Raw genomic sequence first — 23,430 nt, 5'->3', positions numbered from 1 at the left:
CAAGGCCCGCTTTTTCGTGTCCGGCCGGGACGCGGCGATTACTCGCCGCTGCCCTCGCCTTCGGTGACGGCCTTGATCGACAGGCGGATGCGGCCCTGCTTGTCCACTTCCAGCACCTTGACCTTGACCAGGTCGCCTTCCTTCAGCCTGTCGGAGACCTTCTCCACGCGCTCGGCGGAGATCTGCGAGACGTGCACCAGGCCGTCCTTGCCCGGGGCGATGGTCACGAACGCGCCGAAGTCCATGATCTTGGCGACCTTGCCCTCGTAGATCCGGCCCGGCTCGACGTCCGAGGTGATCTGTTCGATCCGCGCCTTGGCCGCGATCCCGGCGGCAGCGTTGACCGAGGCGATGGTGATGGTGCCGTCGTCCTGGATGTCGATCTGGGTGCCGGTCTCCTTGGTGATCGCCTGGATCACCGAGCCGCCCTTGCCAATCACTTCGCGGATCTTGTCCGGATGGATCTTGATGGTGATCAGACGCGGCGCGTAGTCCGACAGCTCCGGGCGCGGCGCGGTGATCGCCTTGGCCATCTCGCCGAGGATGTGCAGGCGGCCCTGCTTGGCCTGCGCCAGCGCGACCTTCATGATCTCCTCGGTGATGCCCTGGATCTTGATGTCCATCTGCAGGGCGGTGACGCCGTGCTCGCTGCCGGCCACCTTGAAGTCCATGTCGCCGAGGTGGTCCTCGTCGCCCAGGATGTCGGACAGCACGACGTACTTGTCCCCTTCCTTGACCAGGCCCATCGCGATGCCGGCGACCGGGCGCTTGATCGGCACGCCCGCGTCCATCAGCGCCAGCGAGGAGCCGCAGACCGAGGCCATCGACGAGGAGCCATTCGACTCGGTGATCTCGGACACCACGCGGATGGTGTACGGGAACGCCTCCATGCCCGGCATCATCGCCAGCACGCCGCGCTTGGCCAGGCGGCCGTGGCCGATCTCGCGGCGCTTGGGCGCGCCGAAGCGGCCCGCTTCACCCACGCAGAACGGCGGGAAGTTGTAGTGGAACAGGAAGTGTTCCTTCCACTCGCCGGCCACGTCGTCCATGATCTGGCCGTCGCGGGCGGTGCCGAGGGTGGTGACCACCAGCGCCTGGGTCTCGCCGCGGGTGAACAGCGCCGAGCCGTGCACGCGCGGCAGCACGCCGACCTTGCAGCTGATCGGACGCACCTCATCCAGCTTGCGGCCGTCGATGCGGATCCTGGTGTCCAGCACCGCACCGCGCATGGTCTGGTATTCCAGCTCGCCGAATTCCTTGGACATCTCGGCGCTGCTCCAGCCCTCGGCCTCGGCGCGGCCGGCCAGCGCCTGCATCACGTCCTTCTTGATCGCGGCGATGGCGTCGCGGCGCTGCAGCTTGTCGCGCACCTGGAAGGCCTGCGCCAGCTGGTCGCCGACGGCCTCCTTCAGCGCGGCGATCATGGCGGCGTTCTTCTCCGGCGCCTGCCAGGTGGACGGCGGGGTGCCGGCCTCGGTCACCAGCTCGTTGATGGCGTTGATCGCCTTCTGCATCTCGCGGTGGCCGAACATCACCGCGCCCAGCATCACGTCCTCGGACAGCTCCTTGGCTTCCGATTCCACCATCAGCACGGCGCTGGAGGTGCCGGCCACGACCAGTTCCAGGTCGCTGGCCTTGAGCTCGGACACCGACGGGTTCAGCACGTACTGGCCGTTGATGTAGCCGATCTTGGCGGCACCGATCGGGCCCTGGAACGGGCTGCCGCACAGCGACAGCGCGGCGGAGGCGCCGATCAGCGCGGGGATGTCGCCCTCGACCTCGGGGTTCAGCGACACCAGCTGGGCGATGATCTGGACTTCGTTCCTGTAGTCCTCGGGGAACAGCGGGCGGATCGGGCGGTCGATCAGGCGGCTGATCAGCGTTTCCTTCTCGGTCGGACGGCCTTCGCGCTTGAAGAAGCCGCCGGGGATGCGGCCACCGGCATAGAACTTTTCCTGGTAGTCCACGGTCAGCGGGAAGAAGTCCTGGCCTTCGCGCGCCGACTTGGCCGCCACCGCGGTCACCAGCACCTCGGTGCCGTCGACCTTCACCAGCACGGCGCCGCCGGCCTGGCGTGCGATTTCGCCGGTCTCCAGGGTCACCTGGTGCTTGCCGTACTGGAAGGTTTTGCTGATCTTTGCCACTTGGGAATCCTTGATGTCTTGAACGTCGACGCAGGCAAGCCCCGCTTGCTGCGCTGCATCGCCCCGGGCGATGCGGGAATGCGGCGAGGCCGCGGCGGGTGGAACGGGTACCGCACAAACGAACCGCGGCGCATTCCTGCGCCGCGGTGGGGGGTCGGTCAGCGACGCAGACCGAGCTTGCCGATCAGCGCCTTGTAGCGCTCTGCATCCTTGCGGTGCAGGTAGTCGAGCAGGCTGCGGCGGCGGTTGACCATCATCAGCAGGCCACGACGGCTGTGGTGGTCCTGCTTGTGGGTCTTGAAGTGCTCGGTCAGCTGCTCGATGCGCGCCGTGAGCAGGGCGACCTGGACTTCCGGCGAGCCGGTGTCGTTGTCGCCGCGCTTGTGTTCGTTGATGACTTTCTGGGTATCGATGGACATGGTTGCCTCGTAGTCGCGTGGCCGGCAGGAACGGGCGGAAAACGCTCGCCCGCACCGCACGGCTCGCCGTGATGATGCGGAAAGGATGTTGGTGTGCCCTTGAGAGCAGCGAGAGTATAGCCCGCGGCGGGGGTCACGGGCAACGCGGGGCGTCCGCGCGGGCCTCGGCCGCGCCGGCGACGGCCGCCCAGCGAAACAGCCGGACCGGGCGCAGGCCGCCCTCGGCATCCACCTCGCCCAGACCCAGGCCGCGCCCCTGCTCGTCCAGAATCGCCACCTGCCGGCCACGCGGCGGATACGGCCCGCGCAGGCCCTGCCCGCGGCCCAGCCGCTGTGCCTGCACCGCGTTCACCCGCACCTCGGGCCAGGAGGCCATGCCGGCCTCGATCGGCAGCAGGCAGGCATCCAGCACGCGCTCGCCGGCGTGCTCGCGCAGCTGCTCCAGGCCGTCCAGCGTCCACATGCGCGGATCGCGGAACGGGTCCACCCATAGCCGGCGCAGCTCGGCCACGTGCGCGCCGCAGCCGAGCAGTTCGCCGAGGTCGCGGACCAGGCTACGCACGTAGGTGCCGGAGCCGCACTCCACGTTCAGGCGCAGCAGCGGCTCGCCGCCGTCCAGCAAATCGGCGGCGCTGAGCAGGTCGAAGGCATGCACCTCGACCTCGCGCTCCTCCACCGCGATCGTCTCCCCGCGGCGCGCCTTGGCATACAGCGGCTCGCCGCCACGCTTGAGCGCGGAATAGATCGGCGGGCGCTGGCGGATGCGGCCGGTCAGCCGGCGCAGGGCGGCATCGATGGCATCGATCGTGAGCACCGGCACCGGGCGCTCGCGCAGGGCCTGGCCCTCGGCGTCGTCGGTGTCGGTGGTGATGCCGAGGCGGGCCACGGTCTCGTAGGCCTTGCGCGCGCCCAGCAGGCCGCCGGCGATCTTGGTGGCCTCCCCGAAGCAGACCGGCAGCAAGCCGGTGGCCAGCGGGTCGAGGCTGCCGGTGTGCCCGCCCTTCTCGGCGCGGAACAGGTGGCGCACGCGCTGCAGGGCCTGGTTGGACGACAGCCCCTGCGGCTTGTCCAGCAGCAGGATGCCGTCCAGGCGGCGGAACACGGTGCGCGGACGGCGCTCGCGCGGGTCAGTCGGCGTCGCCACTGCCGTTGACGTCGGGCAGGTCGCGCAACAGGTTGTCGATGCGCTCGCCGCGATCGACCGATTCGTCGTAATGGAAATGCAGCTCGGGCACGTGCCGCATCCGCACCGCGTGCGCCAGCTGGTAGCGGATCTCCGGCGCCAGCGCCTTCAGCGCCTTCAGCGTCTCCGCCGCGCGTTCGGGCTGGAGCACGGTGACGAACACCTTGGCATGCGCCATGTCGCGGGTCACCTCGACGTCGGACACGCTGGCCGACGCCAGGCCGTGCTCGCGCACGAAGGCATGCACCAGCGTGCCCAGCTCGCGGCGGAGCTGGGCGGAGACGCGGTCGGTACGGTGGAAGGATTTCTGCGCCATGGCGGGGACGCACGCCTTACAGCGTGCGCTGCACCTCGATGCGCTCGAAGCACTCGATCTGGTCGCCCGGCTTGACGTCGTTGTACGCCTTCACGCCGATGCCGCATTCGGTGTTCACGCGCACCTCGTCCACGTTCTCCTTGAAGCGGCGCAGCGATTCCAGCTCGCCCTCGAAGATGACCGTGTTGTCGCGCAGCACGCGGATCGGCTTGGACTTCTTGACCACGCCCTCGACCACCATGCAGCCGGCGACCGCGCCGAACTTGGAGCTGCGGAACACGTCGCGGACCTCGGCGATGCCGATGATCTCCTCGCGCACTTCCTTGCCGAGCACGTTCGACGCGACCTGCTTCACCTGGTCGATCACGTCGTAGATGATCGAGAAGTAGCGCAGGTCGACGCCATTGCCCTCGATCACCTTGCGCGCGGAGGCGTCGGCGCGCACGTTGAAGCCGATCACGGTGGCCTTGGAGGTCACCGCCAGCTGGGCGTCGGACTCGGTGATGCCGCCCACGCCGGAGCCGATCACGTTGATCCGGATCTGGTCGTTGGACAGCCCGGTCAGCGCCTCGCGCAGCGCCTGCATGGTGCCGTGCACGTCGGCCTTCACCACCAGGTTGAGGGTCTGCTGGGTGCTGCCCTCGCCCATCTGCGCCATGATGTCCTCCATGCGGTTGCCCGCGGAGGCCACCAGCCGCAGCTCGCGGCGCTTGGTATCGCGCTGCTGGGCCACGTCCTTGGCCAGGCGCTCGTCGGCCACCACCACGAAGTCGTCGCCCGCCTCCGGCACGCCGGACAGGCCGAGGATCTGCACCGGGATCGACGGGCCGGCGTCCTGCACCTGGCGGCCGTTCTCGTCGAACAGCGCGCGCACGCGGCCGTACTGGATGCCGCACACCAGGTAGTCGCCCTTGGCCAGGCGGCCCTGCTGCACCAGCACGGTGGCGATCGGGCCACGGCCCTTGTCCAGCGCGGACTCGATCACCACGCCGGTGGCACGGCCTTCCGACACCGCCCGCAGGTCGAGCACTTCGGCCTGCAGCGAGATCGCGTCGAGCAGGTCGTCCACGCCGAGGCCGGTCTTGGCCGACAGCTCCACCATCTGCACGTCGCCGCCGAACTCCTCGGCGACCACGTCGTGCGCCAGCAGGTCGTTCTTGACCCGCGACGGATCGGCGTCGGACTTGTCGATCTTGTTGATCGCCACGATCAGCGGGACCTTGGCCGCGCGCGCGTGCTGGATCGCCTCCACCGTCTGCGGCATCACGCCGTCGTCGGCCGCGACCACCAGCACCACGATGTCGGTGAGCCTGGCGCCGCGCTGGCGCATCTGGGTGAACGCCGCATGGCCGGGAGTGTCGAGGAAGCTGATCACGCCCTTCGGGGTGGTGACGTGGTAGGCACCGATGTGCTGGGTGATGCCGCCGGCCTCGCCGCTGGCGACCTTGGTGCGGCGGATGTAGTCCAGCAGCGAGGTCTTGCCGTGGTCGACGTGGCCCATGATGGTGACCACCGGCGGTCGCGGGACCTTCTCGCCCTGTACCTCTTCGACGTGCGCCAGCAGCTCGGATTCCGCGTCATTGGCGTTCGCGGCCACCGCCTTGTGGCCGAGTTCCTCGGTGACCAGCACGGCGGTGTCATGGTCGATGGTCTGGGTGATGGTGGCCATCACGCCCATCTTGAACAGCGCCTTGACCACGTCGCCGCCCTTCATCGCGAGCTTCTGCGCGAGGTCTGCGACGGTGATGGCATCTCCGATCGCCACTTCGCGCACCACCGGGGCGGTGGGCTTGTTGAAGCCGCTGCCGGTACGCGACTGGTCGAGCCCGCGCTTGGCCGGCTTCGCGCGCCCGCGCGGGGCGCTGCTGCGGCGGGCGCGATCGGACGCGGACAGGTGCAACTGGCCGGCGAAGCGCGCGGTGGTCTCGTCGTCCTCGACCCCCGCCTGCATCGCGTGCGAGCCACGGTGCGGCTTGGGTTTGTGCGCGGCACCCTTGTCGGCTTCACGCGCGGGCGCGGCCGGCTTCGGATGGCCATGGCCGTGCGCCTTCGCCTTGCCGCCGTCCTCCAGCGCCGCCTCGGCGGCGGCCGCGGCCTCGGCGGCGGCACGTTCGGCCTCCTCCTGCTCGCGGCGGCGGATCTCGGCCAGCTCCTCGGCGCGCCGGCGGTCCTTCTCGGCCAGCGCCTGCTGCTCGGCAAGGTTGCGCGCGCGCGACTCCTCCAGCTTGCGCAGCGCGTCCAGGCGCTCGGCGTCCAGCGTTTCCTGCGCCGTTGGCGCGCGTTCCTGCGCGGGCTTGAGCGTGATCTTCTTGCGGGTCACCACTTCGACGGTGCTGGCGCCACGTCCGGCCTTGCCGCTTCCGCCGACGGTGATCTCCTGCTTGCGGCTGCGGCTGAGGGTGATCTTGCCCGGCGCGATGACCTCGTCGACAGGCTTGTCGGCCTTGCCGTGCGCACGGCGCAGGAAGCCGTGCAGCTTGAGTTTCTCGGCGCTGGTGATGACCTGGTCGGGGCCGCTGAACTTCATGCCGGCCTCGGCCAGCTGTTCCAGCAGTTTCTCGACCGGGGTATTCACCAGTTCGGCCAGCTTGCGGATGGTGGTTTGCTGCGACATTCGGTTTCCGGTGTCATTGGCCGCCGCGCGGGCGGCCGGATGTGGCGATTGTAGGACGGGGCAGGCCCCGCCGGTTGCCGGCGCCCGGGCCGGCACCGCTTACTCGAACCAGTGCTTGCGCGCTTCCATGATCAGCGCGGCGGCGCGCTGCTCGCCCAGGCCGTCGATGTCCGCGATCTCGTCGGTGGCGGCTTCGGCCAGGTCCTCGCGGGTGCGCACGCCGCGCTCGGCGAGCGCGTAGGCGGTGGCCTCGTCCATGCCCTCCAGCGAGAGCAGGTCTTCGGCCGGCTGGTGCTCTTCCAGGGTTTCCTCGGCGGCCAGCGCCTCGTTCAGCAAGGCGTCGCGGGCGCGCGAGCGCAGCTCCTCCACGATGTCCTCGTCGAAGCCCTCCACCGCCAGCAGCTCGGCCACCGGCACGTAGGCGATTTCCTCCACGGTGCCAAAGCCCTCGCTGACCAGGATGCCGGCGATCTCCTCGTCCACTTCCAGCTTGTCCATGAACAGCTGGCGGGCGGCGGCCTGTTCGGCCTCGGACTTGGCCTGCACCTGGTCGGCGGTCATCACGTTGAGCTGCCAGCCGGTCAGGCGGCTGGCCAGGCGCACGTTCTGGCCGCCGCGCCCGATCGCCTTGGCCAGGTTTTCCTCGGCGACCGCGATATCCATCGAGTGCTTGTCCTCGTCGACGATGATCGACTGCACCTCGGCCGGCGCCATCGCGTTGATGACGAACTGGGCGGGGTTGTCGCTCCACAGCACGATGTCCACGCGCTCGCCGTTGAGCTCGTTGGTCACCGCCTGCACGCGCGAGCCGCGCATGCCGATGCAGGCGCCGATCGGATCGGTGCGGTTGTCGTGCGCCAGCACCGCGATCTTGGCGCGGTCGCCGGGATCGCGCGCGCAGGCCATGATCGAGACCAGGCCCTGGCCGACTTCCGGCACCTCGAGCTTGAACAGCTCCATCATGAATTCCGGCGCGGCGCGGCTGATGAACAGCTGCGGCCCGCGCGGCTCGCTGCGCACGTCGTACAGGTAGCCGCGCACGCGGTCGCCGGTGCGCAGCACGTCGCGCGGGATGCCCTTGTCCTTGGGGATGATGGCCTCGGCGTTGCCGCCCAGGTCCACGTACACGTTGCCACGCTCCACGCGCTTGACCACGCCGGTCACCAGCTCGCCCACGCGGTCCTTCCACGCATCCACCACCTGCTGGCGCTCGGCCTCGCGCACGCGCTGCACGATCACCTGCTTGGCGGCCTGCGCCGCGATCCGGCCGAACTCGGGGTTCTCGATCTGTTCCTCGATGTAGTCGCCGACCTCCACGCCTTCGGCTTCCTCGATGGCGTCCATCAGGCGGATCTGGCGGTCGGGCGATTCCATCACCACGTCGTCGGCCACCACTTCCCAGCGGCGGAAGGTCTCGTAGCTGCCGTCCTTGGGATCGATCTGCACGCGCACCAGCACGTCCTGATCGACATACCGCTTCTTCGCCGCCGACGCCAGCGCCGCCTCGATCGCCTCCAGGATCACCGATTCCGGCACGCCCTTCTCGGCAGCCACCGCATCAACGACCAGCAACAGTTCCTTGCTCATGCCCGCTTACTCCGCATCGGACGACCCGGTGGTCGCCGCCTTGTTGGTTGGATGTGCCTTGGACGCCTTGCCGGCGGCCTTCTTCTGCTTGCCCGGGCGCAGGTCGCGCCCGGATTTGTCCTGCGCCGGCGCCAGCCCCAGGGCCACCCAGTCGGGCACCAGCCGCGCCTTGTCGATGTTGGCCGCGGCCACCGCGAATTCGGCACCGTCCAGCGCGAACACCACGGTGTCGCCCTCGACCCGCAGGATGCCGCCCTGCAGCCGGCGGCGGCCGTCCTGCGGCAGCTTCAGCGTGACCTTGGCGGTCTCGCCGACGAAGCGCGCGAACTGCGCGGCGCCGAACAGCGGGCGGTCGATGCCGGGCGAGGACACCTCGAGGGTGTAGTTGCCGCTGATCGGGTCTTCCACGTCCAGCTGCGCGGACACCTCGCGGCTCACCGCCTCGCAGTCCTCGATGCCCACCATGCGGGTGGCGGCCTCGGCGGCCGGCACGTCGATGTACAGGCGCAGGGTGGCGCCGCCCGGCGCGGGCAGGTATTCGATGCCGAGCAGCTCCAGCCCCATCGCGGCGACGGTGGGGGAAAGCAGCGCGGCGATGTCGTCGGCCTTGTCAGTCACGTCTTGCCTGTCGGAATCCCGGGGAAACCCGCCTGGGGCATCCCAGGCAACCCTTGCTCTATTTGCTCTCGAATGGACGGTGCGAATGGCGGACCGGCATGGCCGGCGGTCTTGCCGGCCACGGCCCGGGACGCACAACGCCCGGAAAAACGGACGCCCGGAAACGAAAAAAGGACCCGCTGGGCCCTTGTCCGATGACGCTGGAGTGCGGATGCCGCAGGCGGCGTCCGCGAGCCCGAGTCCGCTGCCGCATCCACGGCATCCAAACTGGTGGCGGGGTGGATGCCGAATGCCCGGCGCCGCACCACATCGCGAGGCCGGCACGATAGCCGGCAACGCCCCGGATTGCAAGTTTTCCGCCGCGCGAAGGCGGCCGCGCCGGTCAGCGGAACGGCAGCCCGCCGCGCCCGCCCATCATCCCGGACAGGCCGCGCATCATGCCCTTCATGCCGCCGCGGCCGAGCTTGCCCATCATCTTTTCCATCTGCTGGTACTGCTTGAGCACCTTGTTGACGTCGGCCGGGGTCAGGCCGGCGCCGCGGGCCACGCGGGCGCGCCGCGAGCCGTTGAGCAGGTCGGGGTTGCGGCGCTCCTTCTTGGTCATCGAGTTGATGATCGCGATCATGCGCGGCACTTCCTTGCCGGTGACCTGCTGCTTCACCGCCTCCGGCAGCTGGCCGATGCCCGGCAGCTTGTCCATCAGCCCGTGCAAGCCGCCCATGGCCTGCATCTGCTCCAGCTGGTCGCGCATGTCGTTGAGGTCGAACTTCTTGCCCTTGGCGACCTTCTCGGCCAGCTTGGCGGCCTTGTCCTTGTCCACCTGAGCCTCGACCTGCTCCACCAGCGACAGCACGTCGCCCATGTCGAGGATGCGACCGGCGGCGCGGTCGGGATGGAACACGTCCAGCCCGTCCGGCTTCTCGCCGACGCCGACGAACTTGATCGGCTTGCCGGTGATGTAGCGCACCGACAGCGCCGCGCCGCCGCGGGCGTCGCCGTCGGTCTTGGTCAGCACCACGCCGGTCAGCGGCAGCGCCTCGCCAAAGTGCTTGGCGGTGACCGCGGCGTCCTGGCCGGTCATGGCATCGACCACGAACAGGGTCTCGACTGGGTTCACCGCGGCGTGGAGGGCCTTGATCTCGGCCATCATCGCGTCGTCGATGCTGGTGCGGCCGGCGGTATCCACGATCAGCACGTCCACGTAGGTGCGGCGGGCTTCCTCGATCGCGGCCTTGACGATGGCCTCCGGCTTCTGCGCCGGGTCGGACGGGAAGAAGATCGCACCCACCTGCCCGGCCAGGGTCTGCAGCTGCTCGATCGCGGCCGGGCGGTACACGTCGGCCGAAACCACCATCACCTTCTTCTTGCGCTTGTCCTTCAGGTGCTTGGCCAGCTTGCCCACGGTGGTGGTCTTGCCCGCGCCCTGCAGGCCGGCCATCAGGATCACCGCCGGCGGCTGCACGTTCAGGTTCAAGTCGGACGCCTGCGCGCCCATCACCGCGGCCAGCTCGTCGCGCACGATCCGCACCAGCACCTGGCCCGGGGTCAGCGAGCGCATCACCTCCTGGCCCACCGCGCGCACCTTGATGCGCTGGATCAGGGCCTGCACCACCGGCAACGCCACGTCCGCCTCCAGCAGGGCGATGCGCACCTCGCGCACGGCCTCGCTGATGTTGGATTCGGTCAGGCGGCCGCGGCCGCGCAGGCGCTCGATGGTGCCGGACAGGCGTTGGGTGAGGGATTCGAACATGGCGGGGACGGCCTGGAACGGGGCGCGCAGTATACCGGCGGCATCGCCCGCGCCGGCTGTGCGACACTTCCGCGGATGCTGATGCCCATGATTGCCATCGCCCTGTACCTGGTCGCGACCGCCCTGCTGTGGCGCGCGGCGGCCGGCAGCCATGCGCAGGCGCGCGGCTGGGTGCCGGTGGCGGCGCTGGCGCTGCTGTTCCACGCCGAGACCCACGTCGAGGCCTGGCGCCTGCTGCAGGGGCCGGATATGCACTTCTTCGCCGCGCTGTCGCTGGTGGGGATCGGGATGGCCGCGCTGACCACCGCCTACGGCGCCAGCGGGCGCATGCCGGCGCTGGGCATCGTGGTGTTCCCGCTGGCCACGCTGGCCCTGCTGGGCTACGTGCTGTACGGGCATGCCGATGCCGCCAGCCGGCTCGACTGGCGCCTGCAGCTGCACGCCTGGCTGGCGCTGCTGGCCTACGCCACCCTGGCGCTGGCGGCGGTGCTGGCGATCTTCCTGTGGGCGCAGGAGCGCGCGCTGCGCCGGCGCGAGTTCCACGCCTGGCTGCGCGCGCTGCCGCCGCTGACCGAACTCGAGACCCTGCTGTTCCGCAGCATCGCGGTGGGCTTCGTGCTGCTCAGCGCCACCCTGCTGACCGGCGTGCTGTTCGTCGAGAACCTGCTGGCCCAGCACCTGGTGCACAAGACCGTGCTCAGCGTGCTGTCGTGGCTGGCGTTCGGCGCCCTGCTGCTGGGGCGCTGGCGGCGCGGCTGGCGCGGCGCCACCGCGGTGCGCTGGACGCTGGCGGCGATGGCGCTGCTGGTGCTGGCCTTCTTCGGCAGCAAGTTCGTGCTGGAGCTGGTCCTGCGCCGCCCCGGCTGAGCCGCGGGCCGGCTGGATACGTTTGCAGATCGAATATTTGCCTTGACAACTATTGCATGGGCTAGCAGACTGCGCGCCCATGATGACCCCCGCCACCCCCGTCGAAGCCTGCACCGGCTCCGCCCTCGGCCTGCTGTTCCGGCAGGTGCGCGACGCCATGTGGGCGCGCATGGAGCGCGAACTGGCCGCGGCCGGTCATGAACTGACCTTCAGCCAGTACATCGCCATCAAGCAGCTGGCCAGCGACGGCAGCGCCAGCGTCACCGACCTCGCGCGCGCCGCCGACCTCAACCCCGGGGCCATGACCCGGTTGCTGGACAAGCTCGAAGCACGCGGCCTGCTGGCGCGATCGGCCGACCCGAACGACCGCCGCGCCCTGCACATCCACCTGACCGAAGCCGGCCGCGCCCTGTGGAGCGACGTGGACCAGTGCGGCCGGCGCGTGCGCGAGCGCGCCCTGCGCGGCATGGACGAAGCCACCCGCACCCAGCTCACCCGCCTGCTGGAGCAGGCCCGCGACAACCTCCTCGCCACGGACTGACCGATGTCCCGACCCCTTCCCCTCGCCGCCGCGCTGGCCGGCGCCTTGCTGGCGGCCGGCTGCGCCTCCACCGCCGGGATCACGCCGCAGGCGCACCTGCGGGAGCCCGCCGCGCTCGCCGCCGGGCGCAGCCTGGCCGGTGCTTCCACTCCTTCCGCCCACTGGCCATCGCTGCAGTGGTGGCGCGACTTTGGCGACCCGCAGTTGGACGCGCTGGTGGATGAAGCCCTGGCCGGTGCCCCCTCGCTGGAGATCGCCGATGCCCGCGCGCGCAAGGCGCAGGCGCAGGCTGCGCTGGCCGACGCCGCACGCACTCCGATCGTGGGCCTGGGCGCCCAGGTGCAGGGGCTGGAATTGCCGCAGACCCTGGCTCCGGCACCGATCGGCGGCAAGTTCAACCTGGCCCAGGTGCTGACCGTGGACGCGGCGTGGAACCCCGATTTCTGGGGCGAATCGCGCGCCAAATGGCAGGCCGCGGTGGGCAATGCCCGCGCCGCCGAGATCGAGGCCCAGGCCGCGCGCCTGACCCTGGCGGCGAACGTCACCCGCACCTACATCGCGCTGGCACAGGCCTTCGATGCGCGCGAGGCCGCCGAGGCCGAGGCCGCGCGCGCCGATGCGCTGGTGGCGCTGGGCGAGCAGCGCGTGCGCGCCGGGCTGGACAACGGCATCGCGCTGGAACAGAACCGCGGCAGCGCGCGCGCCGCACGCCAGCAGGCGCAGGCCGCGCAGCAGCAGATCGACGCCCTGCGCAACGCGCTGGCGGCGCTGGCCGGGGCCGGCCCCGACCGTGGCCTGGCGATCACCCGCCCGCAGCTGCAGTTGCCGGACGTGGCGCCGCCCTCGATCCTGCCCAGCGACCTGCTGGCGCACCGCCCGGACGTGGCCGCCGCGCGCTGGCGGGTCGACGCCGCCCGTCGCGGCATCGACTCCAGCAAGGCCGCGTTCTATCCCACCATCAACCTGTCCGCGCTGGCGGGGGTGGCCGCCGGCAACCTCGGCGACCTGTTCGGCAGCAAGTCCCTGCTGCTGTACGGCGGTCCCGCGCTGAGCCTGCCGATCTTCGAGGGCGGCCGCCTGCGGGCGCAGCTGCGCGGCAGCACCGCCGACTACGACCTGGCGGTGGCCAGCTACAACCAGACCCTGCTGGGCGCGATCCGCGAAGTGGCCGACGCCGTGCAGGCGGCACGCACGCTGGATGCGCAGATCGCGGAGGCGCGCGCCGCCCGCGAGGCCGCCGGCAAGGCCCACGCGCTGGTGCTCCAGCGCCAGCGCGCCGGCATCGCCACCCAGCTCGACGTGCTCGCCGCGCAGCGCCCGCTGCTGCAACTCGACCAGCAACTGGCGGCGCTGCGCGCGCAGCGCCGGATCGCCGCGGTCGACCTCGAACAGGCGCTCGGCGGCGGCATCGCCGTGCGCTCCCCCGATTCCACCGTCTCCGACTGACCCCCGCCATGACCACCGAAACCACGCCGAACTCGTCCGCCGGCCCGGCCGCCACGCTGCCGCCGTCGCAGTCCCCCGCCACTCCCGGCAACGGCAAGCGCCGGCGCGCGCTGCTGGTGGTGCTGGCCGTGCTGGTCATCGCCGGCATCGCCTGGCTGGCCTACTACCTGCTGGTGGCGCGCTGGCGCCAGGACACCGACGACGCCTACGTGCAGGGCAACATCGTCAGCATCACCCCGCAGACCATGGGCACGGTGGTGGCGATCAACGCCGACGACGGCATGCGGGTGAAGGCCGGCCAGGTGCTGGTGCAGCTGGACCCGAACGACGCCAAGGTCGCGCTGGCGCAGGCCGAGGCCAACCTCGCCGCCACCGTGCGCCAGGTGCGCGGCCTGTACAGCAGCGCGGACAGCGCGCAGGCCGACATCGCCGCGCGCGAAGTGGCGCTGCAGCAGGCGCGCGCCGACGTGGCCCGCCGCCGCGACCTGGTCGCCAGCGGCGCGGTCTCGCCCGAGGAACTGGCGCATGCGCAGGCCCAGCTGCAGGCGGCCGAGGCCGCGCTGTCGGCCGCGCGCGGGCAGCTCTCGCGCAGCCGTGCGCTGGTGGATGCCACCACCGTGGCCAGCCAGCCGCAGGTGCAGGCCGCGGCCGCCCAGCTGCGCCAGGCCTACCTGAACCTGCAGCGCGCGGCGATCGTGGCGCCGGTGGACGGCTTCGTCGCCAAGCGCAGCGTACAACTGGGCCAGCGCGTGCAGCCCGGCACCCCGCTGATGACGGTGGTGCCGCTGGATGAGGTGTGGGTGGATGCCAACTTCAAGGAAACCCAGCTGCACGACATGCGCCTGGGGCAGCCGGTGACCCTGACCGCCGACATGTATGGCGACGCGGTGGAGTTCAAGGGCCGCCTGGCCAGCCTCGGCATGGGCACCGGCAGCGCCTTCGCCCTGCTGCCGGCGCAGAACGCCAGCGGCAACTGGATCAAGATCGTGCAGCGCATCCCGGTGCGGGTGGAGCTCGACCGCGAGCAGCTGCGCCAGCACCCGCTGCGGCTGGGCATGAGCATGAACGTGATCGTGGACGTGCACGACCAGGGCGGCCCGGTGCTGCCGGCGACCGTCGCCGACAAGCCGGTGCTGACCACCGATGCCTATGGCCGCCAGCTGCACGAGGCGGATGCGCTGATCGACGCCGTGATCGCCCGCAACCTGCCGCAGGGCCACGCGTCCTGACCCCTTTACGCAGGAGTCGCGCCGGGGCGCTGCGCCACCTCCCCTCCCCCTCCGGGTGACGGGCGTCCCGATGCCGGCGGCCACCATGCCGCCGCTCCTGCACCTTCTCCCGCAAGCACCGACCCATGGCCAACTCCATCGCCCAGGAAGAAGAATCGATGGGCCTGCCGCCCGGCACCGAGGCCACGGCGAAGCCCTCCGATTTCCGCCCGCCCAACGTGGCCCTGACCACGCTGGGACTGGCGCTGGCCAGCTTCATGCAGGTGCTGGACACCACGATCGCCAACGTCTCGCTGCCCACCATCTCGGGCAACCTCGGCGGGAGCGCCAACCAGGCGACCTGGGTGATCACCTCGTTCGCGGTCAGCAACGCCATCGCGCTGCCGCTGACCGGCTGGCTCACCCGCAAGTACGGCGAGCGCAAGCTGTTCATGTGGTCCACGCTGGCGTTCGTGATGGCTTCGTTCCTGTGCGGCATCGCCCACTCGATGGGCCTGCTGGTGACCGCGCGCGCGCTGCAGGGCTTCGTGGCCGGGCCGATGTACCCGGTGACCCAGGCCCTGCTGATCTCGATCTACCCGCCCGCCAAGCGCGGGCAGGCCATCGCCCTGCTGGCGATGGTGACGGTGGTGGCGCCGATCGCCGGGCCGATCCTCGGCGGCTGGATCACCGACAACTACAGCTGGGAATGGATCTTCTTCATCAACGTGCCGATCGGCATCTTCTCCAGCGTGGTGGTGGGCCGCCAGCTGAAGGGCCGCCCGGAGCGGCTGGAGAAGCCGAAGATGGACTACATCGGCCTGGCCACGCTGGTGCTGGGCGTTGGCGCGCTGCAGATCCTGCTCGACCTCGGCAACGACGAGGACTGGTTCAACTCCACCACCATCGTGGTGCTGGCGATCGTGGCCGCGGTCGCGCTGGTGGTGTTCGTGATCTGGGAGCTGACCGACAAGGACCCGATCGTGAACCTGCGGCTGTTCCGCCACCGCAACTTCAGCGCCGGCACCGCGGCGATGGTGGTGGCCTATGCGGCGTTCTTCAGCGTCGGCATCCTGGTGCCGCTGTGGCTGCAGCGCAACCTCGGCTACACCGCGATCTGGGCCGGCTTCGCGACCGCGCCGATCGGCATCCTGCCGGTGCTGCTCACCCCGTTCGTGGGCAAGTACGCGCACCGCTTCGACCTGCGCATGCTGGCCAGCTTCGCGTTCGTGGCGATGTCGCTGACCAGCTTCGCGCGCTCGCACTTCAACCTCGACGTGGACTTCCAGCACGTGGCGCTGGTGCAGCTGTTCCAGGGCCTGGGCGTGGCGCTGTTCTTCATGCCGGTGCTGCAGATCCTGCTGTCCGACCTGGAGCCGCACGAGATCGCCGCCGGTTCCGGCCTGGCCACCTTCATGCGCACCCTGGGCGGCAGCTTCGCCGCCTCGCTGACCACCTACGCCTGGACCGAGCGCGGCACCCTGCACCACGCGCACCTGACCGAGCACATCGGCGCGTATGATCCGGCCATGCTGGACACCGCCACCCGCCTCGGCGGCGGCGACCTCCAGCGCGGCGCGTTCATGCTCGACCGGATGATCGCCAACCAGGCCGCGCAGATCGGCTTCAACGAGATCTTCCACCTGCTGGGCATCATCTTCCTGCTGGTGATCGCGTTCGTCTGGCTGGCCAGGCCGCCGTTCGCGGCCAAGGTCGGCGGCGCCGCGGCCGGCGGGCATTGACCGCCATCCCCTGTCCAACTTCCCCAGGAGCCCCACGCATGCGCAGCGCCCTCTACCAGAGCTTCGGCGACCCCACCCAGGTGCTGGCCCTAGCCGATGCGCCGATGCCGCAGCCGCAGGCGGGCGAGGTGCGCATCCGCACCCTGCTGGCGCCGATCCACAACCACGACCTGCTCACGGTGCGCGGCCAGTACGGCTACAAGCCCGCGCTGCCGGTGATCGGCGGCAGCGAGGCGGTCGGCATCGTGGACGCGCTGGGCGAAGGCGTGGAAGGCCTGGCGGTCGGCCAGCGCGTGGCCACCCCGGCCGGGCGCGGCACCTGGGCCGAATACTTCATCGCGCCGGCGCGGATGACGGTGCCGCTGCCGGATGGCATCCCCGACGAGACCGCGGCGCAGCTGATGGCGATGCCGCTGAGCGCGCTGATGCTGTTGGAGACGCTGGCGCTGCCGGCCGGCGCGTGGATCGTGCAGAACGCGGCCAACGGCGCGGTCGGCAAGGCGCTGGCGATGCTGGCCGGCGCGCGCGGCCTGCGGGTGGTCAACATCGTGCGCCGCGAGGAAGGCGTAGCCGAACTCGGCGCGCTGGGCATCACGCACGTGGTCTGCAGCACGCAGTCCGGCTGGATGCAGCAGGTGCGCGAGATCACCGGGCCGGGGCTGGCGCAGGCGGCGATCGACTCGGTCGGCGGCCGCGCCAGCGGCGCGCTGCTGGCACTGCTCGGCAACAACGGGGTGCTGGTGTCGTTCGGCGCGCTGACCGGGGAACCGATGCAGCTCTCGCCCGCCGACCTGATCTTCAAGCAGGCCGTCGTGAAGGGATTCTGGGGCAGCAAGGCGAGCCAGGCCCTGTCCGCCGAGGACCGCCGCCGGCTGGTGGGCGAACTGCTGCAGCGCACCCTGGCCGGCGAACTGCGGCTGCCGGTGGATGCGATTTACGACCTCGCCGACATCGCCCAAGCGGCGGCCGCCAGCCTGCGCCCGGGGCGCCCCGGCAAGGTCCTGCTGCGCCCCTGAGCGCGTCCAGGCGCGGGCGTCAGGCCTGCTCCAGCGCCTCCGCCAGGCGCTCCACCGCGACCACCTGCATGTCCTTGTAGTGGCCCGACTTGGGCGCGTTGGCGCGGGGCACGATCGCGCGCTTGAAGCCGTGCGAGGCGGCCTCGCGCAGGCGCTCCTCGCCGTTCGGGACCGGGCGGATCTCGCCGGACAGGCCGACTTCGCCGAACGCCACCGTCTTCTCCGCCAGCGGGCGGTCGCGCAGCGAGGACAGCACCGCCAGCAGCACCGGCAGGTCGGCCGCGGTTTCCTGCACGCGGATGCCGCCGACCACGTTCACGAACACGTCCTGGTCGCCCACCATCACCCCGCCGTGGCGGTGCAGCACCGCCAGCAGCAGCGCCAGCCGGTTGCCCTCCAGACCCACCACCACCCGCCGCGGGTTGGACAGCGGCGAGGCGTCCACCAGCGCCTGCACCTCCACCAGCAGCGGGCGGGTGCCCTCGCGGGTCACCATCACGCAGCTGCCGGGCTGAGGCGCGCCCATGCCGGAGAGGAAGATCGCGGACGGGTTGGCCACCTCGCGCAGGCCGGCATCGGACATCGCGAACACGCCCAGCTCGTTGACCGCGCCGAAGCGGTTCTTGAACGCGCGCAGCACCCGGAAGCGGCTGCCGGAATCACCCTCGAAATACAGCACCGCATCCACCATGTGCTCGAGCACGCGCGGGCCGGCGATGCCGCCTTCCTTGGTGACGTGCCCGACCAGGAACACCGCGGTGCCGGTCTCCTTGGCGTAGCGCACCAGGCGTGCGGCGGACTCGCGCACCTGCGATACCGAGCCGGGCGCGGCGGTCAGGGTCTCCGTCCACAGGGTCTGGATGGAATCGGCGATCAGCAGGCGCGGGCGCGCGGCGATGGCGTGTTCGAGGATGCGCTCGATGCAGGTCTCGGCCAGCGCCTTGAGGCCCTCCAGCGGCAGCCCGAGGCGCTGCGCGCGCCCGGCCACCTGCGCCAGCGACTCCTCGCCGGTGACGTACAGCCCCGGCAGGGTGGGCGCCATCTTCGCCAGCGCCTGCAGCAGCAGGGTGGACTTGCCGATCCCGGGATCGCCGCCGACCAGCACCACCGCGCCTTCGGCAAGGCCACCGCCGAGCACGCGGTCGAACTCGCCGATGCCGGTGGAGGCGCGCACCTGCGCCTCCAGCTGCACGTCGGCCAGCGCGGTGATCGTCGGTGCATCCACCTTGCCGGCCCAGCCGCTGCGGCGCGCGGCCGGCGACTTGGCCTGTGCCGCGGTCTCCAGCGCGATTTCCGCCAGCGTGTTCCACGCGCCGCAGGCCTCGCACTGGCCCTGCCATTTCGGGTAATCGGCGCCGCATTCACTGCAGACATACGCGGTGCGGGGCTTGCTGCTGGCTTTGGACATGGCGGCTCACGGAACGGACAGGGCGTCACTGTAGCCGGCGCGCGTCGCACCCGGTAAGACCGCTGCTGCATCGACGGATGACCGAACGCCGCGCCTGCGGCATGCTTGCGGGCCTGCCTCTGACCGCCCGGATGCCCGATGCCGATCGTCCTGCCGTCCCTGCCCGTTGCCGCCGCGCTGCCGCCGGGAGCCACGCCATGAGCCAGACCGCGCGCGTCCTTACCGGCCTTGCCGGCGGCATCCTGATCGGGCTTCTGCTGGCCTGGCAGGCGCCGGAGCTTGGGCTGCGCATCGCCGCCATCGTCGAGCCGTTCGGCAAGCTTTGGCTCAACGCGCTGCAGATGACCGTGGTACCGCTGGTGTTCGCGCTGGTGGTGGTGGGCATCAACCAGGCCAGCGACGCCGCGCATTCCGGGCGAGTGGCGCGGCAGGCGCTCCTGACCTTCGTGGTGCTGCTAACCGCCGCCGGTGCGATGACCGCGCTGCTGGCGCCGCTGGTGTTGGCGCAGTGGACGCCCGATCCGGCGGTGGCCGCCGCCCTGCGCGGGCATGGCGCGCCGGTGGCCACCGCGACCGGCGGCTGGGCGGATGCCCTCACCGCGCTGATCCCGAGCAACGCGATCGCCGCCGCCGCGGCGAGCGCGATGCTGCCGCTGGTGAGCTTCGCGCTGTTCTTCGGCTTCGCCCTCACCCGGCTCGAGGCCGTGCCGCGCGCGCAGGTGGTGGGGCTGCTGAAGGCGATCAGCGACGCCATGATCGTGATCGTGCACTGGGTGCTGCTCGCCGCGCCGGTGGGCATCTTCGCGCTGGTGCTGGCGCTCGCCGCGCGCGCCGGCTTAGGGATGCTGCAGGCGCTGGGCCTCTACATCCTGCTGGAATGCGCGCTGTACGCGCTGGCGGTGGTGCTGTTGATCGCCGTGGCGGTCACGCTGGGCAAGCGCCGCTTCCGCCACTTCATGGCCGGACTGGTGCCGGTGCAGGCGGTGGCTGCCAGCACGCAATCCTCGCTGGCCACCCTGCCGGCGATGCTGGACAGCGCGCAGCACCGGCTGGGCATCCCCGCGCGCGTGTCCGGGCTGGTGCTGCCGATGGCGGTGTCGCTGTTCCGCATCACTTCGCCGATCCAGTACCTGGCCACCGCCAGCTTCATCGCCTGGGCGCTGGGGGTAGAACTCACCACCGCGCAGCTGGCCACCGGCGTGGTGCTGGGCGTGTTGGTGAGCATGGGCTCGGTGGGCCTGCCCGGGCAGGCGATCTTCCTCGCCACCAACCTGCCGGTGACCTCGGCGATGGGGCTGCCGGTCGCCCCATTGCCGGTGCTGATGGCGGTGGATGCCATCCCCGACGTGCTGGCCACGGTCGGCAACGTCACCGCCGACATGACCGCGACCGCGGTGGTGGACGCGCGCAGCGGCGATGCCCGCGCCGCGACGGACTCGACGGCATGAGCGGCGCTGCGCAGGCACGCGCGTTCTCCCCCGGCTCGGTGGGCAATGTCGGGGTGGGGTTCGACCTGCTGGGACATACCATCGCCGGCATCGGCGACATCGCCACGGTGCGCCGCATCGACGCGCCGACGGTGCGCATCGCGGCCATCCGCGGCTGCGTCCGCGACCTGCCGCGGGAGCCGGAGCGCAACACCGCCGGGGCCGCGCTGGTCGCACTGCGGCAGGCGCTGGCGCTGCCGTTCGGGTTCGAACTGGAGCTCGACAAGGGCATCCCGCTCGGCTCCGGCATGGGCGGTTCGGCGGCGTCCTGCGTGGCCGCGCTGGTGGCCGCCAACGCACTGCTGGACACCCCGCTGGACGTCGCCGCGCTGTATCCGCTGGCGCTGGCCGGGGAGTCGGTGGCCAGCGGCGGCCGCACCGGCGACAACGTCGGCCCGATGCTGGCCGGCGGGCTGGTGTTGGCGACCGCGCGCGGGCTGCTGCCGATCGCGGTGCCGGCGGCCTGGCACGCGGCGGTGGTGCATCCGCATGCGGTGCTGGAAACCCTGCAGGCGCGGCGCGTGCTGCAGGGCGCCTACGCGCTGCCCGAGTTCGTCGCGCAGAGCGCCAATCTCGCCCAGGTGCTGCTGGGCTGCGAGCGCGGCGACGCCGCGCTGGTGCGGGCCGGCCTCGACGACGTGCTGGTGGAGCCGCGGCGCGCACCGCTGATCCCAGGTTTCGCCGCGGTGAAGCAAGCGGCACTGGCCGCCGGCGCGCTGGGGGCCAGCATCTCCGGCGCTGGCCCCAGCGTATTCGCCTGGTGCGAGGATGCCGCCACCGCGGCCGCGGCCGGCACCGCCATGCAGGCCGCCTTCCGCAGCGCCGGCCTGGGCAGCGACCTGCACCTCACCCCGATCGCGGGCCCGGCGGCGCGACGGCTGGACTGACTGCGCCGCCGGCGGCAAAGCCGCAAATGCCTCTCGGCAAACCGCCAGGAATAGCCCATCGAAACGCCATTTCTTCCGGCGGATTGGCCGCTCCTCCAGACAACTGCAATAATGCAAAGTCAGGCCCCGTAGCTCAGCTGGATAGAGCGTCCCCCTCCTAAGGGGAAGGTCGCCCGTTCGAATCGGGCCGGGGTCGCCAGCGCAGCGCCCGACGCGTGCGGACGATGCAAGCCGCGGCCACGCGCCGGCCTGCCGCCGCGCCCCGGCCCGCCACCCTTTTCTTGTCCTTGCCCCATCCCCGGAGTCCACCATGTCCCATCCCGTCCTCACCGCGCTCGGCCTGAGTGCCGTCGAATCCGGCACCTATCTCGGCAATGGCGAGTGGTCGCAGACCCAAGACGCCGGCGTGCTGGAGCCGGTCAACCCGACCACCGGCGAGGTGCTGGGCCGCGTGCACGCCTCCTCGCAGGCCGACTACGACCTGATCGTCGAGCGCGCGCAGGCCGCGTTCAAGGTCTGGCGCACCACCCCGGCCCCGCGCCGCGGCGAGGCGATCCGCCTGTGCGCCGATGCGCTGCGCGCGCACAAGGACGCGCTGGGTTCGCTGGTCGCGCTGGAGATGGGCAAGTCCAAGCCCGAGGGCGACGGCGAAGTGCAGGAAATGATCGACATCGGCGAGTTCGCCGTCGGCCTGTCGCGCCAGCTGTACGGCCTGACCATGCACTCCGAGCGCCCGGGCCACCGCATGTACGAGCAGTGGCACCCGATCGGCCTGGTCGGCGTGATCTCCGCTTTCAACTTCCCGGTCGCGGTGTGGGCCTGGAACAGCTTCATCGCGGCGATCTGCGGCGACATCACGATCTGGAAGCCATCGCCCAAGACCCCGCTGTCGGCCATCGCCGCGATGAAAATCTGCAACGCGGCGCTGCGCAAGGGCGGCTTCCCGGACATCTTCTTCCTGTTCAACGACGCCGGCAGCGACCTGGCCCAGGGCTTCGTGGACGACAAGCGCATCCCGCTGATCAGCTTCACCGGCAGCACCAAGGTCGGCCGCATGGTCGGCGAGCGCGTGGCGCGCCGCATGGGCCGCAGCCTGCTGGAGCTGGGCGGCAACAACGCGATCATCGTGGACGAGACCGCCGACCTGAAGCTGGCGATCCCGGCCATCGTGTTCGGCGCGGTGGGCACTGCCGGCCAGCGCTGCACCACCACCCGCCGCCTGATCGTGCACGAATCCATCTACGCCGACGTGCTGGCCAAGCTGGTGACCGCCTACAAGCAGGTGGAGAAGAAGATCGGCGACCCCACCGACCCGGCCAACCTGATGGGCCCGCTGAACAGCAAGGACGGCGTGGACGCCTACCTCGACGCCATCGCCAAGGCCAAGGCCGCGGGCGGCACCGTGGAAACCGGCGGCGCGGCGATCGACCGCCCGGGCAACTTCGTGCTGCCCACCATCATCACCGGGCTGAAGAACACCGACGAGATCGTCCAGCACGAGACCTTCGCGCCGATCCTGTACGTGATGAAGTACAAGGAGCTGGACGAGGCCATCGAGATGCAGAACGCGGTCCCTCAGGGCCTGTCGTCGGCGATCTTCACCACCAACCTCAAGCGCGCCGAGGCGTTCCTGTCGGCGGCCGGCAGCGACTGCGGCATCGCCAACGTCAACATCGGCACCAGCGGCGCGGAGATCGGCGGTGCGTTCGGCGGCGAGAAGGAGACCGGCGGCGGCCGCGAATCCGGTTCCGACGCCTGGAAGGCCTACATGCGCCGCCAGACCAATACAATCAATTATTCTGACGCCCTGCCGCTGGCCCAGGGCATCAAGTTCGACCTGTAACCGCCCGGCCTGCGCGGCCGCGAGCGGGAGACCCTCGAGGCCGCCAACGGGAGACCCACCGCATGAACAACACCCCCCGCCAAACCAGCGCGCTGGCCGTGGTCAGCCTGGTCGCCGGCATCCTCGGCTGGACCGTGCTGCCCTTCCTCGGCAGCGTGGTGGCGATCGTGTGCGGCCACCTGGCCCGCGCCGAGATCCGGCGCGCGCCGCAAGCGCTGGAAGGCGACGGCCTGGCGGTCGCCGGGCTGGTGATGGGCTATATCGCGGTCGGGCTGGGGGTGCTGGCGGTGGCCGCGGTGATCCTGTTCTTCGGCGGGCTGGCGGCGCTGCTGGCCTTCGCGGGGCACTGACGGC

The 23,430-nt window shown here is 70.9% G+C and carries 19 protein-coding genes and 1 tRNA gene; 11 read left to right on the top strand and 9 right to left on the bottom strand.

The genetic code is table 11. From position 1 onward, the window contains the following. Positions 1-38 precede the first annotated feature (38 nt). From pnp to ffh, 8 genes are all read right to left on the bottom strand, one after another. On the bottom strand, positions 39-2,144 hold the full coding sequence (gene pnp / locus EDC34_RS06975; RefSeq protein WP_114960193.1) for a polyribonucleotide nucleotidyltransferase: 2,106 nt from the start codon (positions 2,142-2,144) through the stop codon (positions 39-41). A 158-nt stretch (positions 2,145-2,302) separates the two neighbouring features. Next, on the bottom strand, positions 2,303-2,563 hold the full coding sequence (rpsO, locus tag EDC34_RS06970; RefSeq protein ID WP_114960194.1) for a 30S ribosomal protein S15: 261 nt from the start codon (positions 2,561-2,563) through the stop codon (positions 2,303-2,305). 133 nt (positions 2,564-2,696) lie between these two features. Further along, complete coding sequence (gene truB / locus EDC34_RS06965; RefSeq protein WP_114960195.1) at positions 2,697-3,707, bottom strand: tRNA pseudouridine(55) synthase TruB; 1,011 nt, start codon at positions 3,705-3,707, stop codon at positions 2,697-2,699. Next, a complete protein-coding gene (gene rbfA / locus EDC34_RS06960; RefSeq protein ID WP_114960196.1) occupies positions 3,691-4,062 on the bottom strand; it encodes a 30S ribosome-binding factor RbfA in 372 nt (123 codons plus the stop codon). The genes truB and rbfA overlap by 17 nt, the downstream gene beginning before the upstream one ends. Positions 4,063-4,078: 16 nt before the next feature. Beyond that, positions 4,079-6,676: a translation initiation factor IF-2 gene (gene infB / locus EDC34_RS06955; protein ID WP_114960197.1), complete on the bottom strand. Its 2,598-nt coding sequence runs from the start codon at positions 6,674-6,676 to the stop codon at positions 4,079-4,081. A 99-nt stretch (positions 6,677-6,775) separates the two neighbouring features. Next, positions 6,776-8,263 carry a transcription termination factor NusA gene (nusA, locus tag EDC34_RS06950; protein WP_114960198.1) on the bottom strand — a complete coding sequence of 496 codons (1,488 nt, stop codon included), beginning with the start codon at positions 8,261-8,263 and terminating at the stop codon, positions 6,776-6,778. Positions 8,264-8,269: 6 nt separating this feature from the next. Beyond that, complete coding sequence (gene rimP, locus EDC34_RS06945) at positions 8,270-8,881, bottom strand: ribosome maturation factor RimP (RefSeq protein ID WP_114960199.1); 612 nt, start codon at positions 8,879-8,881, stop codon at positions 8,270-8,272. Between the two features lie 382 nt (positions 8,882-9,263). After that, positions 9,264-10,631 (bottom strand): signal recognition particle protein, encoded by a 1,368-nt coding sequence (ffh, locus tag EDC34_RS06940; RefSeq protein WP_114960200.1) that lies wholly within the window; start codon positions 10,629-10,631, stop codon positions 9,264-9,266. 75 nt (positions 10,632-10,706) lie between these two features. Between ffh and EDC34_RS06935 the strand changes: the two genes are divergently transcribed. The 6 genes from EDC34_RS06935 to EDC34_RS06910 all read left to right on the top strand — a co-directional run bounded on the left by EDC34_RS06935 (position 10,707) and on the right by EDC34_RS06910 (position 17,451). Then, positions 10,707-11,498 carry a cytochrome C assembly family protein gene (locus EDC34_RS06935; RefSeq protein WP_114960201.1) on the top strand — a complete coding sequence of 264 codons (792 nt, stop codon included), beginning with the start codon at positions 10,707-10,709 and terminating at the stop codon, positions 11,496-11,498. Positions 11,499-11,577: 79 nt separating this feature from the next. Next, entirely contained in the window at positions 11,578-12,039 is a 462-nt protein-coding gene (locus EDC34_RS06930; RefSeq protein WP_114960202.1) for a MarR family winged helix-turn-helix transcriptional regulator, read from the top strand. Positions 12,040-12,042: 3 nt separating this feature from the next. After that, entirely contained in the window at positions 12,043-13,485 is a 1,443-nt protein-coding gene (locus tag EDC34_RS06925; protein ID WP_114960203.1) for an efflux transporter outer membrane subunit, read from the top strand. An 8-nt stretch (positions 13,486-13,493) separates the two neighbouring features. Then, positions 13,494-14,714, top strand: a complete 1,221-nt coding sequence (locus EDC34_RS06920) for an HlyD/EmrA/EmrK family protein (protein ID WP_114960204.1) — start codon at positions 13,494-13,496, stop codon at positions 14,712-14,714. Positions 14,715-14,872: 158 nt separating this feature from the next. Then, positions 14,873-16,435: a DHA2 family efflux MFS transporter permease subunit gene (locus tag EDC34_RS06915; RefSeq protein WP_114960314.1), complete on the top strand. Its 1,563-nt coding sequence runs from the start codon at positions 14,873-14,875 to the stop codon at positions 16,433-16,435. 38 nt (positions 16,436-16,473) lie between these two features. After that, positions 16,474-17,451 carry a zinc-binding dehydrogenase gene (locus tag EDC34_RS06910; RefSeq protein WP_114960205.1) on the top strand — a complete coding sequence of 326 codons (978 nt, stop codon included), beginning with the start codon at positions 16,474-16,476 and terminating at the stop codon, positions 17,449-17,451. A gap of 19 nt (positions 17,452-17,470) precedes the next feature. Here EDC34_RS06910 and radA read toward each other — a convergent pair whose 3' ends face one another. Continuing rightward, complete coding sequence (gene radA, locus EDC34_RS06905; RefSeq protein ID WP_114960206.1) at positions 17,471-18,859, bottom strand: DNA repair protein RadA; 1,389 nt, start codon at positions 18,857-18,859, stop codon at positions 17,471-17,473. A 197-nt stretch (positions 18,860-19,056) separates the two neighbouring features. Here radA and EDC34_RS06900 point away from each other — a divergent pair, with 197 nt between their 5' ends. The 5 genes from EDC34_RS06900 to EDC34_RS06880 all read left to right on the top strand — a co-directional run bounded on the left by EDC34_RS06900 (position 19,057) and on the right by EDC34_RS06880 (position 23,426). Continuing rightward, on the top strand, positions 19,057-20,307 hold the full coding sequence (locus tag EDC34_RS06900; protein ID WP_114960207.1) for a dicarboxylate/amino acid:cation symporter: 1,251 nt from the start codon (positions 19,057-19,059) through the stop codon (positions 20,305-20,307). Beyond that, a complete protein-coding gene (locus EDC34_RS06895; RefSeq protein ID WP_114960208.1) occupies positions 20,304-21,233 on the top strand; it encodes a homoserine kinase in 930 nt (309 codons plus the stop codon). Before EDC34_RS06900 ends, EDC34_RS06895 begins: the two co-directional genes overlap by 4 nt. Positions 21,234-21,355: 122 nt before the next feature. Further along, a tRNA-Arg gene (locus EDC34_RS06890) sits at positions 21,356-21,432 on the top strand. A gap of 111 nt (positions 21,433-21,543) precedes the next feature. Then, the gene (gene amaB / locus EDC34_RS06885; RefSeq protein WP_114960209.1) at positions 21,544-23,076 is read left to right on the top strand and encodes an L-piperidine-6-carboxylate dehydrogenase; all 1,533 of its coding nucleotides are present in this window, start codon (positions 21,544-21,546) and stop codon (positions 23,074-23,076) included. A 62-nt stretch (positions 23,077-23,138) separates the two neighbouring features. Beyond that, positions 23,139-23,426, top strand: coding sequence for a DUF4190 domain-containing protein (locus EDC34_RS06880; protein WP_114960210.1), 288 nt, complete (start codon positions 23,139-23,141; stop codon positions 23,424-23,426). Positions 23,427-23,430: the final 4 nt, after the last annotated feature.

Source organism: Thermomonas haemolytica, from assembly GCF_004346265.1.
Taxonomy (GTDB): Bacteria; Pseudomonadota; Gammaproteobacteria; order Xanthomonadales; family Xanthomonadaceae; genus Thermomonas; species Thermomonas haemolytica.
This window is presented reverse-complemented; position numbering and strand designations above follow the sequence as displayed.